Here is a 20,450-nt window from a genome sequence, read left to right on the forward strand (position 1 = left end):
AACACTAGGGCCAGGCGAATCCGCGCCGCACCCGACCGCTATAGATTGGAGACGGAGCGATGAAACGCACCTATCAGCCTTCGAACCTGGTTCGCAAACGCCGCCACGGTTTCCGCGCGCGCATGGCCACCAAAGCCGGCCGCAAGATCCTGAACGCACGCCGCGCCCGCGGCCGCAAATCGCTGAGCGCGTAAAACCGCCCACCGATCAGGGTATGAACATGACGCCGCCGGAGGCCCCTGAGGATGGTAAGAGCCACCCCGGGAATACGCCCCCGGCGGCTTCTGTTTGTCTACCCACATCCCTGACGATCCTGAAAAAAAGAGCCGATTTCCTGAAAGCCGCCCGCGCGCGCAGGCAGGGTACGTCTTCGATGATGGTGCAGGCCCGCAGACGCGCGCCAGATGAAGCGGTCGGACTGCGCGTTGGCTTTACCTGCTCAAAGAAAGTCGGCAATGCCGTGGCCCGCAATCGTGCCAAGCGCCGCCTGCGAGAAGTCGCACGGGCGGTCTTGCCTGTGTCCGGTCTTGAAGGTTGGGACTATGTGCTGATCGGGCGGGCTGATGTAACCGCCGACCTTCCTTATGACACCCTGCTGAGCGACTTGCGGTATGCGCTTGGCAAAGTGCATGCGGATCGCAAATGACCTTCCTGTCCCATATCGTCGCCCTGCCCGTTCGCGCGTACCGGCTGCTTTTCAGCCCCTGGGTTGGTTTCAACTGCCGCTATCAGCCAACATGCTCGGCCTATGCGCTGGAAGCATTGGAAAAACATGGCGCAATCCGGGGATCATGGCTGGCTGCGCACCGGATTTGCCGGTGCCACCCCTGGGGCGGTGACGGTTACGATCCGGTGCCCGACAATACCGACCCTTAAATCAACGCCAGATTGCCGCGGTCGGTGAAGCTGCGGGTCGGAATGACCTCTCTGTCCAGTTTTCCCAATAACGTATGGTGCAAGTCTTCGAAAAACCGGGGCGAATCGAAATACCAGTTGTGTGTCGCCGAAGGCCCGTCCCCGTATTCATCGCGGGTATTCTTGAAATAAGACCCGCAATACAGATTAACCGCTTTCTCAGACCGGTCGTTTGGCATTCCGACACGGCCCAGTCGGCGCGATACTCCGACACGCTTGACCTCTGAAATCGACAATACCTCGTCAAAGGGGCTGTAATAGCATGTCAGCCTTGTGCAACGTCGCATCAAAGAGGACGTCTTGGAACTGCCGTCACGGAACGATTTCGCGGACACATCCGCCGCGACAAACGCGATCTGGCTGGTCATCCAGCTGTGTTGCGCGGTTTCGTGGTCGTCATCTGCATAATCCATGGCTTCGCGCACCAAGAACGTGCCCATGGAATGCGCCAGAACATGGACGTTATACCGGCAATCCGCGGTCTGCATCCGGGACAGCCGCGTGATCCCGTGACTGAACAATTTTTCTGCCGCACGCCGCGCGTCAGCCCGGTCAACGTTATAGCCCAGAACCGATCCATCGCTTGGCCAATCATAGCTGATGACCACACCGTTAAAGCCATGCGCCTCAAGACCGGTGCGAATTTTGCGGTGACGTTCCAGCATCTGATATTGCTCGGTATTGAACCCGTGCACGAAGACGACAATATGCCCATTCTCGGTAGCCGTCGCCCCGGCTTCGGCCTGAATCCGGCTTATCCATTGAGACTGCGGTATTTCATGCTGCCGTGCCGGTTGCCCGACATTTCCCGGAATAGCCAGATATCGCGCGGCACCCATCTTGTTTGAATAGTGATCGCCGCTGCGGGCGCGGACGGAAAAGAAGTAGTCCATAATATACCTCCTGAAAAATACGCGCAGGGTAACACGGGTGCAACTACGCTCCAAACGCGGTTGATCCTGCTTCTACGCCTTGCCCGGGCCTTCGGTCCGCTGTAACCACGGCGCATGTTTGATGATGCAGACGATATCCACCCGTTGTTTGCCGGCGCGCCCTCGACAACCGAGTTCAAGAAGCTGCGCAAACGTATTGTGCGCCAGACCCGTGAAGCGATCGAGCAATACGGGATGGTGGATCCGTCCGCCCACGACAAGGATGGCAAGCCGCCCCGCTGGCTGGTCTGTCTTTCGGGTGGCAAGGACAGCTATACATTGCTGGCTGTTCTCTACGAGCTCAAATGGCGGGGCCTGTTGCCTGTCGATCTGCTGGCCTGCAATCTGGATCAGGGCCAGCCGGGCTTTCCGGCCACGGTCCTGCCCGAGTTTCTGGGTCGAATGGACGTACCGCATCGGATCGAATATCAGGACACATATTCCGTTGTGATGGACAAGATCCCACAGGGCCGGACCTATTGCGCCCTGTGTTCCCGTTTGCGCCGTGGCAACCTCTATCGCATCGCGCGCGAGGAGGGATGCTCGGCTGTCGTCCTGGGGCATCACCGCGACGATATCCTTGAGACGTTTTTCATGAACCTGTTCCACGGCGGCCGCCTGGCCACGATGCCGCCGAAACTGGTGAACGAAGAAGGCGATCTTTTTTTATTCCGCCCGCTCGCCCATGTCGCCGAAGCCGATTGCGAGAAGTTTGCCAAGGCAATGCAATACCCGATCATTCCCTGTGACCTGTGCGGCAGTCAGGATGGGTTGCAGCGCCAGCAGGTCAAACAGATTCTGGATCAATGGGAAAAGAACAGCCCGGGTCGGAGACAGGTTATGTTCCGAGCGTTAACAAATGCGCGGCCATCGCACCTTCTGGATGGAAAGCTGTTTGATTTCATTAAACTTTCACTAAACTCCGACGGAAAACCCGGAGATTTGGATGAGATTCCGCTTCTGCGTTAACGACTGACTCAGACTGGTTTCATAGGCTTTGCCTTGTGCAGATCATGCCCAAGGCCAGAAAGCTGATGCGGAACCATCCCCTTACCGACCGTTTTGTCCATCCGTTGAAAACCGTTCTGGGCAGCCCAGCCGCGCTGGCCTTTGTTCCAGCGCTTTGCCTGAGTGCATTCTGGATAGGGGGCGAGCAGGCCCTGGTCGCACTGGCCCTGTTTCTGCCTCTGATCGTCGCAGGCATCAATGCGTTCGCAGCCAATCCGTCGCGTAAAGGGCTTTGGCGTCCCGGCGGTCTGCTGTCAAAGGACCAGTTCGAAACAGTTTTGGAAGAGGTATTCGCGGATGCCCGCCTGAAGGGGGAAAACTCGGCCTGTTTTGCGGTGGTTCTGGATGACTTTACGCAATTGCTTGATCTGCACGGACAGGCGGCGGCGAACCACGTTGCACAGCAGTTCTGCTCACGCGTTTTGTCCATGATCCGCTCAAATGATTGCGCAACCCGGATGGGCGGAAACAGGATGATGGTTGTTCTGCACCCGGCACGGCAACTGGATCTTGAAGCTTGTATTCAAATGTCGGGCCGTATGCAAAACGCCGTTGAAGACCCCATCATGTTGAATGGCACCGGCGTGCATATGTCCTGTTCGATCGGCTTTTGCTTGAGCAGCAGTATCACTGACGGCTCTGCGGTCGATTGGCAGGAAGCCGCAAACAACGCCCTTTTGGAGGCGCAACAAAACGGGCCTTCCACGATTCGCGCTTTTTCCTCACAGACGCGCAGACGGGCGCAGGTCAGGATCAACTTGCGCAAAGAATTCGAAGCGGCGCTGGACAGCGGTGAGATCCGCCCATGGTTTCAACCCCAGATCTCAACCGATAACGGGCGTATCAGCGGGTTTGAGGCTCTGGCCCGCTGGGAACATCCGAAGAAAGGGGTTCTTGCCCCCAATGTGTTCCTGCCCTTTGCCGAACAGGCTGAACTGATGGATCGGCTGGGGCAGGCCATGCGGCATCATTCCTTCTCTGCAATGCGCGATTGGGATCGGTCCATGCTGTCTGTGCCGCGCATTGGGATAAACTTTTCATCTGACGAACTGCGCAATCCGGGTCTGATCGACCGTCTGAAATGGGAACTGGATCAATTCGATCTGACCCCCGACAGGCTGGCGGTCGAGGTGTTGGAAACCGTGTTCTCCAGACGGCCCGACGATGTCATCACCCGCAATGTCACCGGGCTTGCCGCAATGGGGTGCTGTATTGATCTGGACGATTTCGGGACAGGACATGCCTCGATCGGTTCTATCAAACGGTTCAACGTATCCCGCATCAAGATCGACAGGTCATTTGTTGCCAAAGCGGATCTGGACCCAAGCCAGCAACAGCTTGCCAGCGCCATTCTGATGATGGCGGAACGTTTGCATCTGGAAACTTTGGCCGAAGGTGTCGAAACGCCGGGTGAACACGCTCTGATGGCCCAACTGGGTTGCGATCATGTTCAGGGGTTTGGCATCGGCAAGCCCATGCCATTCGAGACGACCAAGGATTGGATCACGTCTTACCGCAACAAGATCGACGGTGTTCCCAAAATCGGGCGGCAAACGCGGTAGGGAACCGGGAATCGTGACAAAGAAGACCCCTCCGTGACGAAATGACGGGCGATTCCGCTTGACCTTTGGGTCTGCACTCTGTTGAACCCTGCGGGTGTCTTTCACTGCTCAAGGTGGCTGTCCCCGATGGACGATCAGAACAAGAACCTCATCCTCGCAACCGCGCTCAGCTTTCTCGTGATCCTGGTCTGGTTCGTGCTGTTCCCCCCTCCGGAACAGACGACAACGCCGGATCAGGCTGAAATAACCAGCGTCGAAGGCAGTGAGGTTCAGACGCCCAGCGGAGCGGACACCAGCACTGTCGGAGAGGCAACTGCGGCCGCCACCGAAGCTGAACCCGATGCCGAAGCGCCCCGCATCAATATCGACACGCCCCGCCTGACCGGTAGCCTGTCCCTTGCTGGCGGTCGGATCGACGAGCTGTCATTGAAAGACTACAAGGTCTCGCTGGCCGAGGATTCTCCGATTGTCGAGTTGTTGTCGCCAGTCGGATCGCAATCCGCCTATTACGCCCTCTATGGCTGGGCTCCTGGCGCGGGCCTGACCGGTGCAGATGTTCCCGGACCAAATACCATCTGGACGCTTGAGCAGGGTGAAACCCTGGGTGTTGACACACCTGTGACGCTGGCCTGGGAAAACGGCAATGGACTGACGTTCCGCCGCACCATCGCGGTTGACGAGAACTATATGTTCACGGTCACGCAATCTGTCGAAAACGCCACCGGGATTGAAATTGGATTAGCACCTTATGGCATTCTTGCGCGCCACGGCATTGGCGAAGACGGGGACCTGCCGGACCTGAAGAACTTCTTCATTCTGCATGAGGGTGTGATCGGTATGGCCGACGGCACTCTGACCGAAGTGGACTATGGTGACGTTCGTGATTTCGATATCGACCCGGACGAGCGCGCTCAGGCCGAGGTGTTTCAGGTCAAGGAAAACGGCTGGATCGGGTTCACTGATCACTTCTGGATGACCACGCTGATCCCGGAACCCGGTTCTGCGTTCAAGGCGGCTGCCAAATACGACTCGCGTCGCAAGATTTACCAGACAGAAACGGTACTTCCGACGCTGACCGTGGCACCGGGTGCGACCGAGCAGGTGACAACCCAGCTGTTTGCGGGTGCAAAAGAGTGGGAGACCATCCGCGAATACCAGGCTGACGGTGTGCAGAAATTCATCGACAGCATCGACTGGGGCTGGTTCTTCTTCCTGACCAAGCCGATTTTCTGGCTGCTGCACAACATTCATGCACTGATCGGCAATATGGGTTGGTCCATTATCGGCCTGACGCTGATCATCAAGGCAATCCTGTTCCCGCTGGCCTTCAAATCCTACGTCTCGATGGCGAAGATGAAGGAACTGCAGCCGCAGATGGAAGCCCTGAAGGAAGCCGCGGGCGACGATCGTCAGAAGATGCAGCAGGGCATGATGGAGCTGTACAAGAAGGAAAAGGTGAACCCCGCTGCCGGTTGTTTGCCGATCCTGTTACAGATCCCGATCTTCTTTTCACTGTACAAGGTGATCTTCGTCACGATCGAACTGCGTCAGGCACCGTGGTTCGGCCCCTTCCAGGACCTGAGCGCACCTGACCCGACCTCGATCATGAACCTCTTTGGCTTGCTGCCCTGGGCTGGCCCGCAGCCGGACACCCTGATGGCGCTTATCTTTATCGGTATTCTGCCGCTGCTGCTGGGAATCTCGATGTGGCTGCAACAGAAATTGAACCCGGCACCAACCGATGCCACACAAGCGATGATCTTCGCGTGGATGCCGTGGGTCTTCATGTTCATGCTGGGCGGTTTTGCCAGCGGTCTGGTCGTGTACTGGATTGCGAACAACACGATCACCTTTACCCAACAGTATCTGATCATGCGCAGTCAGGGCTATACGCCGGACGTGTTCGGAAACATCAAATCCGGATTTAAGCGATTGCCGAACACGGACAAGAAATGAGCGGAACAGTTTCAGGCCTTTGGCGTCACCCGATCAAAAGCCATGGGCGTGAAGCCCTGAGCCAGATTACCCTCAACCCCGGGCAGACCATGCCCGGGGATCGCGTTTGGGCCGTTGCCCATGAAGCGGCCAAGACCGACGGAACGGAATGGGCCCCGTGTGTGAATTTCAGTCGCGGTTCAAAAGCCCCCAAGCTTATGGCGATTTGGGCGAAACTGGACGGCGAGCAGGTCACGTTGCACCACCCGGACCGCCCGAATCTGAGCTTTCATCCTGACACAGAAGAATCGGTTTTCCTGGACTGGGTAAAACCGCTTATGCCCACGGATCGCGCTGCGTCCGCCCGAATTGTCCGGGTGCCCGGGCGCGGCATGACCGATACCGATTTCCCGTCAATCAGCCTGTGCAACATGGCGTCTCATCGCGCTGTTGAACAAAAGCTGGGCCAGTCTTTGTCTGCGGCGCGATGGCGCGGGAACATCTGGTTCGAAGGTCTGCCTGAGTGGGATGAATTCGACTGGCTGGGCCGAGACCTTCGCATTGGCGAAACCGTGCTCCGGGTTCGCGAGCGTATAGTCCGCTGTCTGGCCACCACCGCAAATCCGGAAACCGGCGAACGCGACGCGGATACTCTGGGCGCGCTGAACAGCTGGGATCATCAGGATTTCGGCGTCTATGCCGAGGTTGTTCAGGGTGGTGAAATCCGCCTGAATGATACGCTGGAGGTGTTATGACCACGCTTCCGTTTCCGCTGGCCGAAGAGCCGGATGACTTCGCAAAAGAACGCGGTCGCAAACTGTTTGCCGGCCCGTCTGAATTTGTCAAAGGCGTAGTCGCCATGACGGGCCTGCCCGCTCCTGACCGGCTGGAGGTTTGCTTTGCCGGTCGCTCGAATGTCGGCAAATCCAGCCTGATCAATGCGCTAACCGGAACAAAGGGTCTGGCGCGTGCCTCTAACACACCGGGCCGCACGCAAGAAATCAACTTTTTCACGCAAGGCCCGGACCTCTATCTGGTGGACCTGCCGGGCTATGGGTATGCCAATGCACCGGTTAACGTGGTTGAAAAATGGCAGAAGCTTCTCAAGCAATACCTGAGCGGCCGTCAGACACTGCGCCGTGCCTTTGTCCTGATCGATGCGCGCCACGGGGTAAAACCGGTCGACACTGAAATCATGAAGTTGCTGGATACCAGTGCCGTGACCTTTCAATGCGTTCTCACCAAGGCCGACAAGGTCAAGGCCAACGAGCGCGAGAGGGTTCTGGAACAAACCCGTGCGGCTTTGTCCAAACATCCTGCCGCATTCCCGGAAATCGTCCTGACTTCGTCCGAAAAAGGCGACGGGATTCCGACCCTGCGCTCGATCATTGCACATCTGGAATAGCTTCGCCCTTGGCAGCGCGGTGCAAAGGCCCTAACACGGACGGTCAGAGGGACCTTAGCAATGAAGACACGTGACATGAACCGGGACTGGATCGCCACCGCAGCAACCCTGAACAGCGCATTGCCCTATCTACAACGCTATGATGGGGCCATCGTCGTCATCAAGCTGGGCGGGCATGCCATGGGCAGTGACGAGGCTATGGAGAGCTTTGCGCGCGATGTCGTCTTGATGCGTCAGGTGGGCGTGAACCCGGTTGTTGTGCATGGTGGTGGTCCAATGATCAACGCAATGCTGGACAAGCTGGATATCAAGTCCGACTTTGTGAACGGCAAGCGCGTGACCGACACGGCAACCGTCGAGGTGGTCGAGATGGTTCTGTCTGGCTTGGTGAACAAGCGCATCGTTCAGGCAATCAATGGTCAGGGTGGTTCGGCCGTGGGTTTGTCGGGCAAAGATGCAAACCTGATGATCTGTGACCAGACGGATGCGTCGCTGGGTTATGTCGGCACCCCTTCCGAGATGAACCCGAAAATCCTGCATGATCTGTTCTCACATGATGTGATCCCGGTTATCGCCCCTCTGGGCGCGGGCCGTGAGGGCGAAACGTTCAACGTGAACGGCGATACGGCGGCCGGGGCGATAGCCTCGGCACTAAAAGCAGACCGCCTTCTGCTGCTGACAGATGTCTCGGGCGTCAAGAACGCGGCAGGCGATGTGGTGACTGAGCTGAAAGCCGGCCAGATTCGCGAGATGACCCGCGAAGGCACCATCGCAGGTGGCATGATCCCCAAGACCGAAACTGCCCTCGATGCCCTGCACAGCGGCGTTCGGGCCGTCGTGATACTTGACGGGCGCGCGCCCAATGCGGTTCTGCTTGAACTGTTCACGGAACATGGCGCCGGGTCGCTGATACGGCCAGACTGATCGCAGCAACAGCCGAGGGAAGATGACAGAGCTTGCGCAACCTTCCTCTGTTCCGGATGTGGAAACCTATGGCCGCGTAGAACATGCGGCGCGTCAGGCGGGGTTGATTGTCATGGGCGCGCTGCATCCTCATCGCGTGGCAGCCCGGCAACTTGACACTGGCACTCTGATCTTGCTGGGCGCGGGTCCTGATTTCTGGCCTGCTCTGAAAGCCTCGCCGGAATGGCGGGGGCCTGATCCAGTAGACCGCTGGTCAACCAGAACCGTCGGCCAGATGGCGCATGCGTTCGGTGCACAGGCCTATTTCCCCTTTGGTGGTCCGCCCTATGCGCCATTCATCGACTGGGCCCTGAAATCGGGACGCACTTTCAGCAGCCCGGTGGGGGCCTTGGTACATGACACGGTCGGCATGATGATCTCATATCGCGGCGCACTGCATTTCGCCCATGAGCTTGCGATCCCCGAGGCGTCCGGCGTTTCCCCCTGTGACACCTGCGCCGCACCGTGCACGACGGCCTGCCCTGTCGGCGCGCTGAACGCGCAAAACTTCTATGACATCGCAGCCTGCCACAACCATCTTGATACCGCTAAGGGGCAGTCCTGCATGACGGGCGGCTGTCTGGCCCGCCTCGCTTGCCCGCTCAGCGCTGGCGCAGGGCGCGACCCCGAACAATCAGCCCATCATATGATGGCTTTTCACCCGTCGTGACCCGCACCCTGATCCTGACGCGTCACGCCAAATCCAGCTGGGACAATCCGGGACTTGGCGACCATGAACGCCCCCTGAACAAGCGTGGGCGCAGGTCTGCCCCCGCCATTGGTGCATGGCTGCGCGATAACGGCTGGCTGCCGGAAGAAGTGCTAAGCTCGACGTCAACCCGCACCCGCGAGACATGGGCCCGGATGGGGTTAAAGGCCGATAAGGTCCGCTTTCACAAATCGCTCTACCACGCCGATGCCGAAGACATGTTGCGCGAGTTAGCAGGTGCCACGGAACCGACTGTGTTGATGCTGGGCCATAACCCCGGAATCGCCGAATTCGCCAACCGCCTTGTGCAACGGCCGCCGGATCACATGCGCTTTTTCGACTATCCGACTTGTGCAACCACTGTGATGAAATTCGACGCCGACAGCTGGTCAGACGTGCGCTGGCAAATGGGCGCGGTGCTGGGCTTCACCACTGCGCGTGAGTTGCTGGAATAGAAAAAGGCGGGGCAAAACCCCGCCTTTCCACTATCTTGAAACGTTCAGTGTCCCAGAATCTGGCTGAGGAACAGCTTGGTCCGCTCGCTTTGCGGGTTGTTGAAGAACTCTTCAGGTTCGTTCTGTTCCACGATCTGACCGGCATCCATAAAGATCACGCGGTTGGCAACCTGACGGGCAAAGCCCATCTCGTGCGTCACGCACAGCATGGTCATGCCTTCCTCGGCCAGCTCGATCATGGTGTCGAGCACCTCTTTGATCATCTCGGGGTCCAACGCCGATGTCGGTTCATCGAACAACATGATCCGCGGCATCATGCACAGCGAGCGGGCAATTGCCACACGCTGCTGCTGACCACCCGAAAGCTGACCAGGATACTTGTCGGCCTGCTCGGGGATTTTCACCTTTTCAAGGAAATGCATCGCGCGCTCTTCGGCCTCTTTCTTAGGCGTCTTGCGCACCCAGATCGGGGCCAGCGTGCAGTTCTCCAAAATGGTCAGGTGCGGGAACAGGTTGAAGTGCTGGAACACCATGCCAACCTCGGACCGGATCTTGTCGATGTTCTTGAGGTCATTCGACAGCTCGGTCCCATCCACGATGATCGTGCCCTGCTGGTGTTCCTCCAGCGCGTTCAGGCAGCGGATCAGGGTAGATTTCCCTGACCCGGACGGACCCGCAATAACAATCCGCTCGCCCTGATTGACGGTCAGATTGATGTCGCGCAGCACGTGAAAGGAACCGTACCACTTGTTCATGTTGGTGATTTCGATGGCGACCTCGTCGCTCACCTGCATTTTGGAACGGTCGATTTCGCGGTCAATTGCAAGTTCAGACATGTGTTGAACTCCTTAACGATGATCCGTGGCAAGGCGACGCTCGAGCCACTGAGAATATTGAGAGATGCCGTAACAGACGACGAAGAACAAAAGCGCGGCAAAGCCCAGAAGCTCCCAATAGACGCCGTTCCATTCGGTTGACGCCAGGATGGGACCCCGGATCATGCCCACCAGATCGAACATCGAAATGACCGAAACTAGTGTGGTGTCCTTGAACAGGCCCACGGCCACGTTCACAATCCCGGGGATCGAGATCTTCAGCGCCTGCGGCAGGATGATCAGCCGCATCGCCTGCGGGTAATCAAGGCCCAGACTGTCTGCTGCTTCGTACTGCCCACGTGGAAGCGCGGCCAGACCGCCGCGGATCACCTCGGCGATATAGGCGGCTGAGAACATGGTGATCATGATCACAACGCGCAGGAACAGATCGACAGTGCTGTCAGGCGGGAAAAAGTAGGCCAGCATCACCGAAGCTACGAACAGCAGCGTGATCAGAGGCACGCCGCGGATGAATTCGATGAAGATGACACAAACCCACTTGATCAGCGGCATATCCGACTGACGACCCAGCGCCAGCGCGATACCCAGCGGCACCGACAGCGACACACAGGTCACACCCAGCATCATGTTCAGCATGAATCCACCCAGGTCACGGCTGGGAACGTAAGTCAACCAAGCGTTTTCTGACGCGCCTTCAGGGATCAGTACTGCGCCGACATTCCAGACTATCAGTGCAATGACGATGGCACCAAAGAACCCGGCGGCAAAGCTGTTCTTACCCAATTTCTGGAACACCGTACCCGCAGCGATACAGCCCACCAGCGCAACCAACGGCGCAAGGAATGTACCACCCCAGATCAGCCAGAACGCGATAAACGGGTAAAGCCCGGTAAAGATCAGCAGCTTGCGCGGTAGATCGAAAAACAGCACAGGGGCAAAGGCCACCAACATCAGCACAAAGGCCAGATTCGGGCGCCAGTATTCTTCGGCCGGGTATTTAAAGCCGTAGATCAGTTGCGGCCAACGTTCAGTCAGAACCGCGAAGCACGCACCAGTCTTACCTGCCAGAATTTCGCGGCATTCCGCCAGCGAGTTCGCATTCCAAACTCCATTCAGAATCCACGGTAGCGTGTTCTTCAAAATGAGGTAGATCAGGATCAGCGAGATCACCGTCAGGATCGTGTTAGCCACACCCGAGAACAAGTTCTCGCGCATCCACTTGGCCACACCGACCTCGTTTGCTGGGGGCGGTGAGGGGGGGATTGTACCTTCGGCCACGAAGGCGATCGAGTTCGTCGTTTGATCACTCATGGCTCAGCGCTCCTTCAACTTGACGGATGCGTTGTAGATGTTCATCACCATCGAAATCAGCAGCGAGGCTGTCAGGTAGAACAGCATCAGCAGCAGAACACATTCGATTGCACGACCTGTCTGGTTAAGCGTGATACCACCCAGCGTTGCGGTGATATCTGCATAGCCCACGGCAATCGCCAGCGACGAGTTTTTGGTGATGTTCAGGTACTGCGAGATCAGTGGCGGGATAATCACCCGCAACGCCTGCGGCAGGACCACGAGGTTCATGATCCGTCCAGGGCGAAGACCCAGCGCCGCGGCAGCCTCGGTCTGACCTTTGTTGATCGCTTGAATACCCGCACGTACGTTTTCGGCAATGAAGGCACCGGTGTAAATCGACAGGGCGAACCACAATGCGATTAGTGGTGCACCGATTTGAAGACCCCCGCGCAGATTAAATCGGTTGGCCAAAGGATCAGGCAGGTCCCATGACAGTCCCAACAAAAATAGAACAACGATAACCGGCAAGAACCAAATCGCAGCGTTCAACAGCAGGGTGTTCGGTCTGACGCCTGTTTCCTCTTGTTTGATCTGGGCGTTTTTTTTCACTAACCGCGTAGAGAAATAGGACGCGACCAATACTGCAATTACAAGCAACCAGTTCGCAACGCCGCCAAAACCACCTGTAAAGTAGGGAAGCGGTACGTAAATTCCCCGGTTGGTGAAGGCAAAGAGTCCGAGCACCATTCCACGATCGGCATCTTCACCCAAATAGGCCCTTGGTGCGGGCATCGTAGCGGTGATGATGAAGAAGATGATAAGGATCCAGATCAGAACCGGAATATTCCGGAAGATCTCGACATAAAACGCCATCAGCTTTGAGATTAGCCAGTTGTTGGACAAGCGCAGAACACCCGCGAGAACACCAAAGATGGTCGCGGTTATGCAGGCCAGAAAGGCGACCAGCAGCGTATTGAGAATACCCACAATCGCCGCCCGCCCATGAGAGGCCTGGCTGTCATATTCAATGAGGCGTTGGTTGATATCGTACCCAGACGGATCGCCAAGGAATGAATAGGAAATGTTAAGGCCAGCGGCCCTGAGGTTCTGGATCAGGTTGTTGCCCAGATACCAGATGCTAAGCGCAATAACGATTGCCGCAATCACCTGAAATGTCATCGAGCGATAGCGGGTATCGTTTATGAGCATCGACAGCCGAAAATCAGCTTTCGGCGGGTCAGTCATAGTCGACATATTTTGGAATCCCCGTGGCTTGCGGACTTTGTTTTTGTGGCGAGGTTGTCCCCGCTCTGCGTCCGTTCGCGTAAGTTTTGGTGAAAAAGGGCGCAGGTTGCCCTGCGCCCTTCTCCGTCGATATTAGCGGAACGGCGGCGAGTACAGCAGGCCGCCTTCGGTCCACTGTGCGTTCAGGCCGCGTGCCAGACCAATCGGGGTTTCTTCACCGATGTTCTTGGCAAACACTTCGCCATAGTTGCCACCGGCTTTGATCGCCTTGGCTGCCCAGTCAGCGTCCAGACCCAGCATTTCGCCCAGGGTGCCTTCGGTACCCAGCAGGCGGTTGATTTCGGGGTTTTCGGTGCCAGCGGCCAGTTCATCGATATTGGCCGAGGTTACGCCCAGTTCTTCAGCCGAGATCAGCGCGTTCAGAGTCCAGCGCACAACGTCGCCCCACTCGTGGTCGCCGTGACGGACCAGCGGGCCCAGCGGCTCTTTCGAGATGATTTCAGGCAGCAGGATGTGATCACCGGGGTTTTCGAATGTGGCGCGGGTTGCCGCCAGACCCGAAGCGTCGGTGGTGTAAACGTCACATGCGCCAGCCAGGTACTGCTGCTGTGCTTCGGCGTTGGTTTCGATCGGAACCGGTTCGTAGCTGATGTTGTTCGAACGGAAGAAGTCCGCCAGGTTCAGCTCGGTTGTGGTGCCGGTCTGGATACAAACGGTTGCGCCGTCCAGTTCCTTGGCCGAGCTTACGCCCAGTGCCTTGGGAACCATAAAGCCCTGACCGTCATAGTAGTTCACACCGGTGAATTCGAACTTCAGGTCGACGTCGCGGCTGAAGGTCCAGGTGGTGTTACGCGCCAGCATGTCGATCTCGCCCGAGGCCAGAGCGGTAAAACGTGTCTTACCGGTGGTCGGAACGAATTCTACTGCGCTTGCATCGCCCAGAACAGCAGCAGCAACGGCACGGCACAGCGATACGTCAAAGCCCTGCCATTCGCCATTGGCGTCAGGAGCAGCAAAGCCAACCAGACCGGTGGTCACACCACAGTTCAGCTTGCCGCGCGCTTTAACGTCGTCAACGGTCCCTGCCACGGCTGCGCCAGCAGCAAGACCGGCAATCGTTGCCGCGCCCAAGATTACGGATTTTTTCATTTTTACCTCTTCCTGATTTCCCGCCCCATCAGAGGCGGCTCTGCCCGGCAAGTGGATGCCGGATAGGTTACTCCAAAGGTGTCTCCCCTTTAGTGGCACTGAGTTTGGGCGTATTCATAAACAAACGTCAAGGGTCGGATCATCGAAAACGATGGATCAGACCCCAACCAATTTGAACATTTGGCCAAAAATCGGAAAATAAGGATCAAACCGACATATCAAAGAAGCGTTTAGCATGCAGAAATGCGGCTTTCTTCGTTTCGGCAACCGCATGGGCCTCGTCATCGTGACCCCATTGTTCGATCTGCCAGGTTTCGTCCAACCTCGAAATGCGCCATATTTCGGCCGGTTCGCGCCAATCCATGGCCGCCGCAAACCCGAGAATCAATGACCCTGACAAGCTGACCAGATCGTGGAACGCCGCCAGTTGAAACGCATCCAGCGCATGGACGCGAGCACGCAGCGCCGACAGGGCAGCGGCAGATTGCGGTTTGTGCAGCACACCGACAACTGGCCGCAAGCGAGCAGACAGTGCGACCTCGGCCCAATCCAGTGCCGGATCCCATTCGGCGCTTTGACGTTCCTGCAACTCTGTTGGATGTGTCGCTCGATAGCACAGCAGATCAGAATCGCCGTAATCCGCAAGCATATCGGCAACTTCCCCGTGCTGGGACCGAACCTTGTCGATTGCCGCATTCGCCGATCGGGTGCATGGCATCGTCGACGGATCTACCTCACTCTGCTGGGCATCCCATTCCGCTGTAACCGCTTCGGCCATGGCGCGGGTCGGCAGGATCAACGCTGCTTTGGCAGGGGTCTTGACGCGGCGGCCATCCAGTTCAACCGTAAACCCACCTTCAACATCGATGGTCCGGCTGTCTTTCCAGAAGCGTTTCGGTTTCCAGTCACTCATGTTTCAGTTCCATATCCCGGCCAGCGCAGTGGGCAACTGGTCAAAGGTCTCAATCATGCAGGTGGCCGAGGTCAAAGCAGACCGATCATGGTACCCCCATGCCACGCCGATGCCGCGCACCCCGGCAGCGGCGGCCATGTCCATGTCATAGCTTGTATCGCCGACCATCACCGCGCAGTCGGATTCGACACCGGTCTCGGCCAACGCGGCCTGCACCATGGAAGGATGCGGTTTCGACGGATGGTGGTCGGCGACCTGCCGGGTGACGAAGTAGCGCTCAAGCCCATGTACTTCGATCAACGCATCAAGTCCGCGCTGGGATTTGCCGGTTGCCACCCCAAGAAGCACTTCGGGCACGGCGTGCAAAGCTTCAATCGCCTCTCTCGCACCGGGATAGAGCGGAGAGCTGGCCGCGCCCAAATCCAAGCGATGCGCATGATAAGCTTCCTTGTACCCTTCAACTAGATCGTTCTGGACCGAGGAAGGTTGGTCCGGCACCAACCGTGCGATTGCATGTGGCAGGGACAGCCCGACAATGGACAGGATCACCTCTCGCGTCGGTACAGGGACCGAAGCGGCCTGAAAGCTGGTGGTCATGGCGTGAACGATACTGCCCTGACTGTCGACCAGAGTGCCATCGACATCAAACAAAACCAGCCGCAGCGGTGCGCTCATTGCAGCGCCTCAAACGGGTCGTCGGCGGCCAGATCCTCGGTCCAGCCGAAGGTGTCCCAGCTGTGTTTCATATGTTCCGGCAAGGGCGCAGTCACCGTTACCGGTTTGCGCGTTATCGGATGCAGGAATGACAGTCGCCGCGCGTGCAGATGCAGCTTTTTGCTGATGATCCCACCCAGTTGCGCGCCCCAGCCATCACCCAGGTTTTCCTGCCCCGAGCCACCATATTTGCCGTCGCCGATGATCGGATGACCGATCGCTGCCATATGCGCGCGCAGTTGGTGGGTGCGGCCCGTGATTGGCTCCATCGCCACCCAAGCGGCGCGCCCGGCCACCCGGTAGAGGGTCGCATAATGTGTATGTGCCCGTTTCGCACCGGGGGTGCTGTCGATCTCGTTCATATGGACGGGGATCATCTTTTCACCCTCGCCGTGGGCGCCATGACCAGCTGCTTTCACAAGACCCGTCTTGATTTCACCCAGATATGGCGTGGGAACACCTGCAACCAGCGCCCAGTAAATCTTGCGCGTGTCGCGGTGGCGGAAAGCGGCTGTCAGCCCCTTTGCGGCTTCGCGCGTGCGGGCCAGCAGCAGAACTCCTGACGTGTCCTTGTCCAGGCGGTGAACCAGACGCGGGTTTTCGTCATACCCAAACCGCAACGCCTCGGACAGGCTGTCGACATGCCGGGTCTGCCCGCTGCCGCCCTGAACCGGCAGGCCCTGCGGCTTGTTCAGGGCCAGAATGTGATCATCACGGTAGATCACGCAGGACTGGATCATCTTGTCATCCGCATCCGAGATACGATGCTTGACCTCAACCGGTTTGGGATCAGGCCCCGGCAATGGCGGCACACGAACCACCTGCCCGACCTCCAATCGGGTCGAGGCCTTGGCCCGGCCACCATCCACACGCAGTTCTCCCTTGCGGCACATCTTTTCGATGCGGCCCTGGCTGACATGCGGGAACAGGCGGCGCAACCAGCGGTCCACACGCTGATCGCCGTCCCCTTCAGCGACTGTAATCATCTGTACGCCACTCATGCCATTGCCCCTTGCGCCGCGCGGGTGATCCGCCCGGATTGCGTCTTTGTCCGTGTCCCAGAAATCATGGGGGTCTCTCGCGCGCAACGCGGCAAGAGTCAAGGTATCAGACAGGAACCTTTGGCGTTCGAGGGGGCTCAGCACCGCCCGCCACTTCTCGGCACGATCAATACATTCCCAGCCAGCCTAGCTGTTGCGCTGGGTCCGAAGCTTGGCGAAGTAATCGAGGCGCTTTTTCAGCTCACGCTCGAACCCGCGCTCGACCGGTTGATACAGAACCGGGCGTTGCATCGTTTCAGGGAAATAGTTCTGACCGGAAAACCCGTCTTCGGCGTCATGGTCATACGCATAGCCGGCACCATATCCCTGATCCTTCATCATTGATGTAGGGGCATTCAGGATATGTTTGGGCGGTGGCTCGCTGCCCGATTGCTTGGCCAGCCGCATCGCTGCCTTATAGCCGACATAAGCACCGTTGGATTTCGGGGCCAGGGCCAGATAGACCAGCGCCTGCGCCAGCGCCAGCTCACCTTCGGGAGAGCCGAGCCGCTCATACGTTTCCCAGGATTGCAGGCAAATGGCCTGTGCCTGCGGATCGGCCAGGCCGATATCCTCGACCGCCATCCGTGTGATCCGACGCGCCAGATAGCGCGGGTCTTCGCCCCCTGTCAGCATTCGCGCGAACCAGTACAGCGCCGCGTCCGGGTCGGACCCGCGTACCGATTTGTGCAGGGCTGAAATCAAGTTGTAATGTTCATCGCCCGACTTGTCATATTTCGCCGCCCGCCGCATCAGCCGCGTCGACAGCGCGTCCGTGTCCAGTGGCGCATCCACCTTCCAGGCCGAGACCTGTTCGATCAGGTTCAGCAACGCCCGCCCGTCACCATCTGCCATTTCCTGCAACGCATCGCGGGCTGCGGGTGTCAACGGCAGCGCGCGGTCCAGCTCTTTTTCCGCACGCTGGGTCAGGCGTTCAAGATCGGAAAGGCCAAGCCGTTCCAGCACCAGAACCTGCGACCGGCTGAGAACCGCGGCGTTCAGCTCAAAGGACGGGTTCTCGGTCGTTGCCCCGACCAGAAGGATCGTGCCGTCCTCCATATGCGGCAGAAACCCGTCCTGTTGCGCCTTGTTGAAGCGGTGTATCTCGTCCACGAACAGCAAGGTCCCCTGCCCGTTCTGGCGCCTGATCTTGGCCGCTTCGAAAACCTTCTTCAAATCCGGAACACCGGTGAAAATCGCACTGATCTGAACGAATTGCAGATCGGTTTCCTGCGCCAGCAACCGTGCGATCGTCGTCTTGCCGACACCGGGCGGCCCCCAGAAGATCAGGCTGGACAGACTGCCTGACGCCAGCATGACCCCCAGCGGTGCATCCGGGCCAAGAACCTGTTCCTGACCGATGACCTCGGCCAGTGACTGCGGGCGCAACCGGTCCGCCAGGGGACGGTGTGGCGCAGCGGTGGGTTCCGTTGGCCCGGTATCGAACAGATCGCTCACGGGTTACAGCCGGAACCGCAATGAGACTGACCGGCCACCGCGCAGAAGACCCATCTGCACACGACGACCCGGATCTGTCAGCGCATTCTCCACATCCCCAGGACGTTCGACGTCATTGGAATTGATGCTTTCAAGAATATCCCCCGATCGCAAACCCGCGCGTCCACCATAGGGGCCGGGATCAACAACAACGACACCTGTCTGGGACAGTGGCAAGCCCATATCGGAGATCACCGCAGGATTGACGCGGGACACCACCAGCCCCGGCAGGACAGTGTCTTCATCCAATGTCGTCTTTTCAGCGGCGGGGGTTTCCGGCGCTTTGATCAGTGCCACCTCAACCTCTTCGCTCTGGGTGCCGCGCAGCCGTGTCAGAACCGATGTCCCCCCCACCCCCGCTACGGACATGCGAAACTTCATCTCGGCAGGCGAGTTCACTTCGTCCCCGTCCACATGGGTCACGACGTCCCCCACCTTAAGCCCCGCCTCGCGCAGCGGGCTAAGGTCATGAAGGTCCGAGATGACAACACCCAGCGGGATGGCAAGACCAAGGGATTCAGCAATATCCGCGCTCATATGTTGACCGGTCATGCCTGCCCAGGGGCTGATAAAACTGTCATTGCCCTGCTGGGCCTGTTTCAGAAACTCGGCCACAAGATTTGCGGGGATGGCAAAACCGATGCCATTCGACCCGCCCGAGCGTGTTAGAATAGAGGTGTTGATCCCGATAAGGTCCCCGTTCACATCAATCAGCGCACCACCGGAGTTGCCCGGGTTGATCGCTGCATCTGTCTGAATGAAATACCCGCGTGCATTGCCTGTCGCAGTACCTGTGCGCGCCAAGCCCGAGATGATACCAGAGGACACCGTTTGCCCCACCCCGAACGGGTTGCCGATGGCAAGGGCCAGTTCGCCAACCTCGACCTGATCGGAATCGCGTAGGGTCAGGTAGGGCAGGTCTTGCGCCTCTTCCAGACGCAGAATCGCAATGTCGCTTTCTTCGTGCCCCAGTACGACTGTGGCAGAAAACTCGCGCCGGTCGGTTGTCACGACCCTGATTTCGGTCGCCGAGCCTACAACATGGTAGTTGGACACAACGTAGCCATCTTCAGACAGGATGACCCCGGAGCCCAACGAGTTCTGAACCCGCTGCTGCGGCGCTCCCAGGCTGCCGCCAAAGAAATCCCGAAAAAACGGGTCCGAGTAAAACGGGCTGGCCCGCCCCTGCCGCACGATCTTGGCGTAGATATTCACCACCGCAGGCGAGGCCTTTTTGACCACCGGAGCAAAGCCCAGAGAGATTTCGGACTGCGATTGCGGGACGCGGGTTTCGGCAAATGCTGGCAGGGCCATGACAAGCATAAGAGCGATAAAGGATGCGCGGATCATGGGGGCTCCGGATTAGATTATCCTTGGGATATGCGGGGCAAAGGCGACAAATGCAAGCCGCGCGCTCAGCTTCGGCGGCGCAGGAACTTGAGCCCGGACCAATCGGCATCAACCGCGCAAACCTTCACGTCGACCCAGCCCAGCGGCAGGATTTCACTGCGCGGCATATCCTCGGTCACGCCAGCATGCAGGGGCGAAGATTTCTTGGCCCAGGAGACCCACAGCATTCCTCCGCTCCGTATGTGGGCGATTTGCTCAGCGGCCAATTCGGCGATCTGGTCCGGATGGTTCAGGAACATGTGAACCGCATCCGCAGGATCGGCTGCAGGGTCGAACAGAACACCGTCAGAACCGGCTGTCAGGTCGGGATAATGGGCAGGAGCGTTGAGCGTACGGACCGCATATCCGGGTTTGAACCCCAGTTTCGCCCAGAGCGGTTTGCCCGAGTATCCAGTTGCAGATTTCTTTGCCATAACGGTTTGAACTTAATGGACAAACCGTATGTTGACAATCGGCTGGCTGAGGCACA

At 58.3% G+C, this 20,450-nt stretch carries 22 protein-coding genes; 11 read left to right on the forward strand and 11 right to left on the reverse strand.

What is annotated here, in order from left to right; translation table 11 throughout:
* The first annotated feature begins 59 nt into the window (after window positions 1-59).
* The 3 genes from rpmH to yidD are packed head-to-tail and all read left to right on the forward strand — an operon-like array spanning window position 60 to window position 876.
* Window positions 60-194: a 50S ribosomal protein L34 gene (gene rpmH, locus ACR0AP_RS18380; protein WP_005980833.1), complete on the forward strand. Its 135-nt coding sequence runs from the start codon at window positions 60-62 to the stop codon at window positions 192-194.
* Between the two features lie 26 nt (window positions 195-220).
* Window positions 221-646: a ribonuclease P protein component gene (gene rnpA / locus ACR0AP_RS18385; protein ID WP_480508485.1), complete on the forward strand. Its 426-nt coding sequence runs from the start codon at window positions 221-223 to the stop codon at window positions 644-646.
* On the forward strand, window positions 643-876 hold the full coding sequence (yidD, locus tag ACR0AP_RS18390; protein ID WP_480508487.1) for a membrane protein insertion efficiency factor YidD: 234 nt from the start codon (window positions 643-645) through the stop codon (window positions 874-876). Before rnpA ends, yidD begins: the two co-directional genes overlap by 4 nt.
* Here yidD and ACR0AP_RS18395 read toward each other — a convergent pair.
* Window positions 873-1,808, reverse strand: coding sequence for an alpha/beta fold hydrolase (locus ACR0AP_RS18395; protein WP_480508489.1), 936 nt, complete (start codon window positions 1,806-1,808; stop codon window positions 873-875). The two genes, yidD and ACR0AP_RS18395, sit on opposite strands and share 4 nt — an antisense overlap.
* Before the next feature lie 114 nt (window positions 1,809-1,922).
* Here ACR0AP_RS18395 and ttcA point away from each other — a divergent pair, with 114 nt between their 5' ends.
* The 8 genes from ttcA (at window position 1,923) to ACR0AP_RS18435 (ending at window position 9,884) form a co-directional block, all read left to right on the forward strand.
* Complete coding sequence (gene ttcA, locus ACR0AP_RS18400; protein ID WP_480508491.1) at window positions 1,923-2,816, forward strand: tRNA 2-thiocytidine(32) synthetase TtcA; 894 nt, start codon at window positions 1,923-1,925, stop codon at window positions 2,814-2,816.
* Between the two features lie 65 nt (window positions 2,817-2,881).
* Window positions 2,882-4,417, forward strand: coding sequence for a putative bifunctional diguanylate cyclase/phosphodiesterase (locus tag ACR0AP_RS18405; protein WP_480508538.1), 1,536 nt, complete (start codon window positions 2,882-2,884; stop codon window positions 4,415-4,417).
* Between the two features lie 126 nt (window positions 4,418-4,543).
* On the forward strand, window positions 4,544-6,373 hold the full coding sequence (gene yidC / locus ACR0AP_RS18410) for a membrane protein insertase YidC (protein ID WP_480508493.1): 1,830 nt from the start codon (window positions 4,544-4,546) through the stop codon (window positions 6,371-6,373).
* On the forward strand, window positions 6,370-7,107 hold the full coding sequence (locus tag ACR0AP_RS18415; RefSeq protein WP_480484758.1) for an MOSC domain-containing protein: 738 nt from the start codon (window positions 6,370-6,372) through the stop codon (window positions 7,105-7,107). The genes yidC and ACR0AP_RS18415 overlap by 4 nt, the downstream gene beginning before the upstream one ends.
* The gene (gene yihA, locus ACR0AP_RS18420; protein ID WP_480484759.1) at window positions 7,104-7,757 is read left to right on the forward strand and encodes a ribosome biogenesis GTP-binding protein YihA/YsxC; all 654 of its coding nucleotides are present in this window, start codon (window positions 7,104-7,106) and stop codon (window positions 7,755-7,757) included. Before ACR0AP_RS18415 ends, yihA begins: the two co-directional genes overlap by 4 nt.
* 60 nt (window positions 7,758-7,817) lie before the next feature.
* Window positions 7,818-8,681: an acetylglutamate kinase gene (gene argB, locus ACR0AP_RS18425; RefSeq protein WP_209505885.1), complete on the forward strand. Its 864-nt coding sequence runs from the start codon at window positions 7,818-7,820 to the stop codon at window positions 8,679-8,681.
* Between the two features lie 22 nt (window positions 8,682-8,703).
* The gene (locus ACR0AP_RS18430; RefSeq protein ID WP_480508495.1) at window positions 8,704-9,390 is read left to right on the forward strand and encodes a ferredoxin; all 687 of its coding nucleotides are present in this window, start codon (window positions 8,704-8,706) and stop codon (window positions 9,388-9,390) included.
* Window positions 9,387-9,884, forward strand: a complete 498-nt coding sequence (locus ACR0AP_RS18435) for a SixA phosphatase family protein (RefSeq protein ID WP_480508497.1) — start codon at window positions 9,387-9,389, stop codon at window positions 9,882-9,884. The genes ACR0AP_RS18430 and ACR0AP_RS18435 overlap by 4 nt, the downstream gene beginning before the upstream one ends.
* A gap of 44 nt (window positions 9,885-9,928) precedes the next feature.
* On the opposite strand, the gene ACR0AP_RS18440 is transcribed toward ACR0AP_RS18435, so the two are convergent.
* The 10 genes from ACR0AP_RS18440 to ACR0AP_RS18485 all read right to left on the reverse strand — a co-directional run bounded on the left by ACR0AP_RS18440 (window position 9,929) and on the right by ACR0AP_RS18485 (window position 20,394).
* Entirely contained in the window at window positions 9,929-10,720 is a 792-nt protein-coding gene (locus ACR0AP_RS18440) for an amino acid ABC transporter ATP-binding protein (protein ID WP_480484762.1), read from the reverse strand.
* A 12-nt stretch (window positions 10,721-10,732) separates the two neighbouring features.
* Window positions 10,733-12,031 (reverse strand): amino acid ABC transporter permease, encoded by a 1,299-nt coding sequence (locus ACR0AP_RS18445; RefSeq protein WP_480508499.1) that lies wholly within the window; start codon window positions 12,029-12,031, stop codon window positions 10,733-10,735.
* A 3-nt stretch (window positions 12,032-12,034) separates the two neighbouring features.
* Window positions 12,035-13,267, reverse strand: a complete 1,233-nt coding sequence (locus ACR0AP_RS18450; protein ID WP_480487310.1) for an amino acid ABC transporter permease — start codon at window positions 13,265-13,267, stop codon at window positions 12,035-12,037.
* Between the two features lie 123 nt (window positions 13,268-13,390).
* Complete coding sequence (locus ACR0AP_RS18455) at window positions 13,391-14,407, reverse strand: amino acid ABC transporter substrate-binding protein (RefSeq protein WP_480508501.1); 1,017 nt, start codon at window positions 14,405-14,407, stop codon at window positions 13,391-13,393.
* Between the two features lie 205 nt (window positions 14,408-14,612).
* Complete coding sequence (locus tag ACR0AP_RS18460; RefSeq protein WP_480508503.1) at window positions 14,613-15,320, reverse strand: ATP12 family chaperone protein; 708 nt, start codon at window positions 15,318-15,320, stop codon at window positions 14,613-14,615.
* Window positions 15,321-15,323: 3 nt separating this feature from the next.
* A complete protein-coding gene (locus ACR0AP_RS18465; protein ID WP_480508505.1) occupies window positions 15,324-15,995 on the reverse strand; it encodes an HAD-IA family hydrolase in 672 nt (223 codons plus the stop codon).
* Window positions 15,992-17,035 (reverse strand): RluA family pseudouridine synthase, encoded by a 1,044-nt coding sequence (locus ACR0AP_RS18470; RefSeq protein WP_480508540.1) that lies wholly within the window; start codon window positions 17,033-17,035, stop codon window positions 15,992-15,994. The genes ACR0AP_RS18465 and ACR0AP_RS18470 overlap by 4 nt, the downstream gene beginning before the upstream one ends.
* A 186-nt stretch (window positions 17,036-17,221) precedes the next feature.
* Complete coding sequence (locus tag ACR0AP_RS18475; RefSeq protein ID WP_480508507.1) at window positions 17,222-18,532, reverse strand: replication-associated recombination protein A; 1,311 nt, start codon at window positions 18,530-18,532, stop codon at window positions 17,222-17,224.
* Between the two features lie 3 nt (window positions 18,533-18,535).
* Window positions 18,536-19,921 carry a trypsin-like peptidase domain-containing protein gene (locus ACR0AP_RS18480; protein WP_480508509.1) on the reverse strand — a complete coding sequence of 462 codons (1,386 nt, stop codon included), beginning with the start codon at window positions 19,919-19,921 and terminating at the stop codon, window positions 18,536-18,538.
* Window positions 19,922-19,986: 65 nt separating this feature from the next.
* Entirely contained in the window at window positions 19,987-20,394 is a 408-nt protein-coding gene (locus ACR0AP_RS18485; protein WP_480508511.1) for a hypothetical protein, read from the reverse strand.
* Between the last annotated feature and the right edge of the window lie 56 nt (window positions 20,395-20,450).

The organism is Ruegeria sp. AF7 (genome assembly GCF_056541885.1).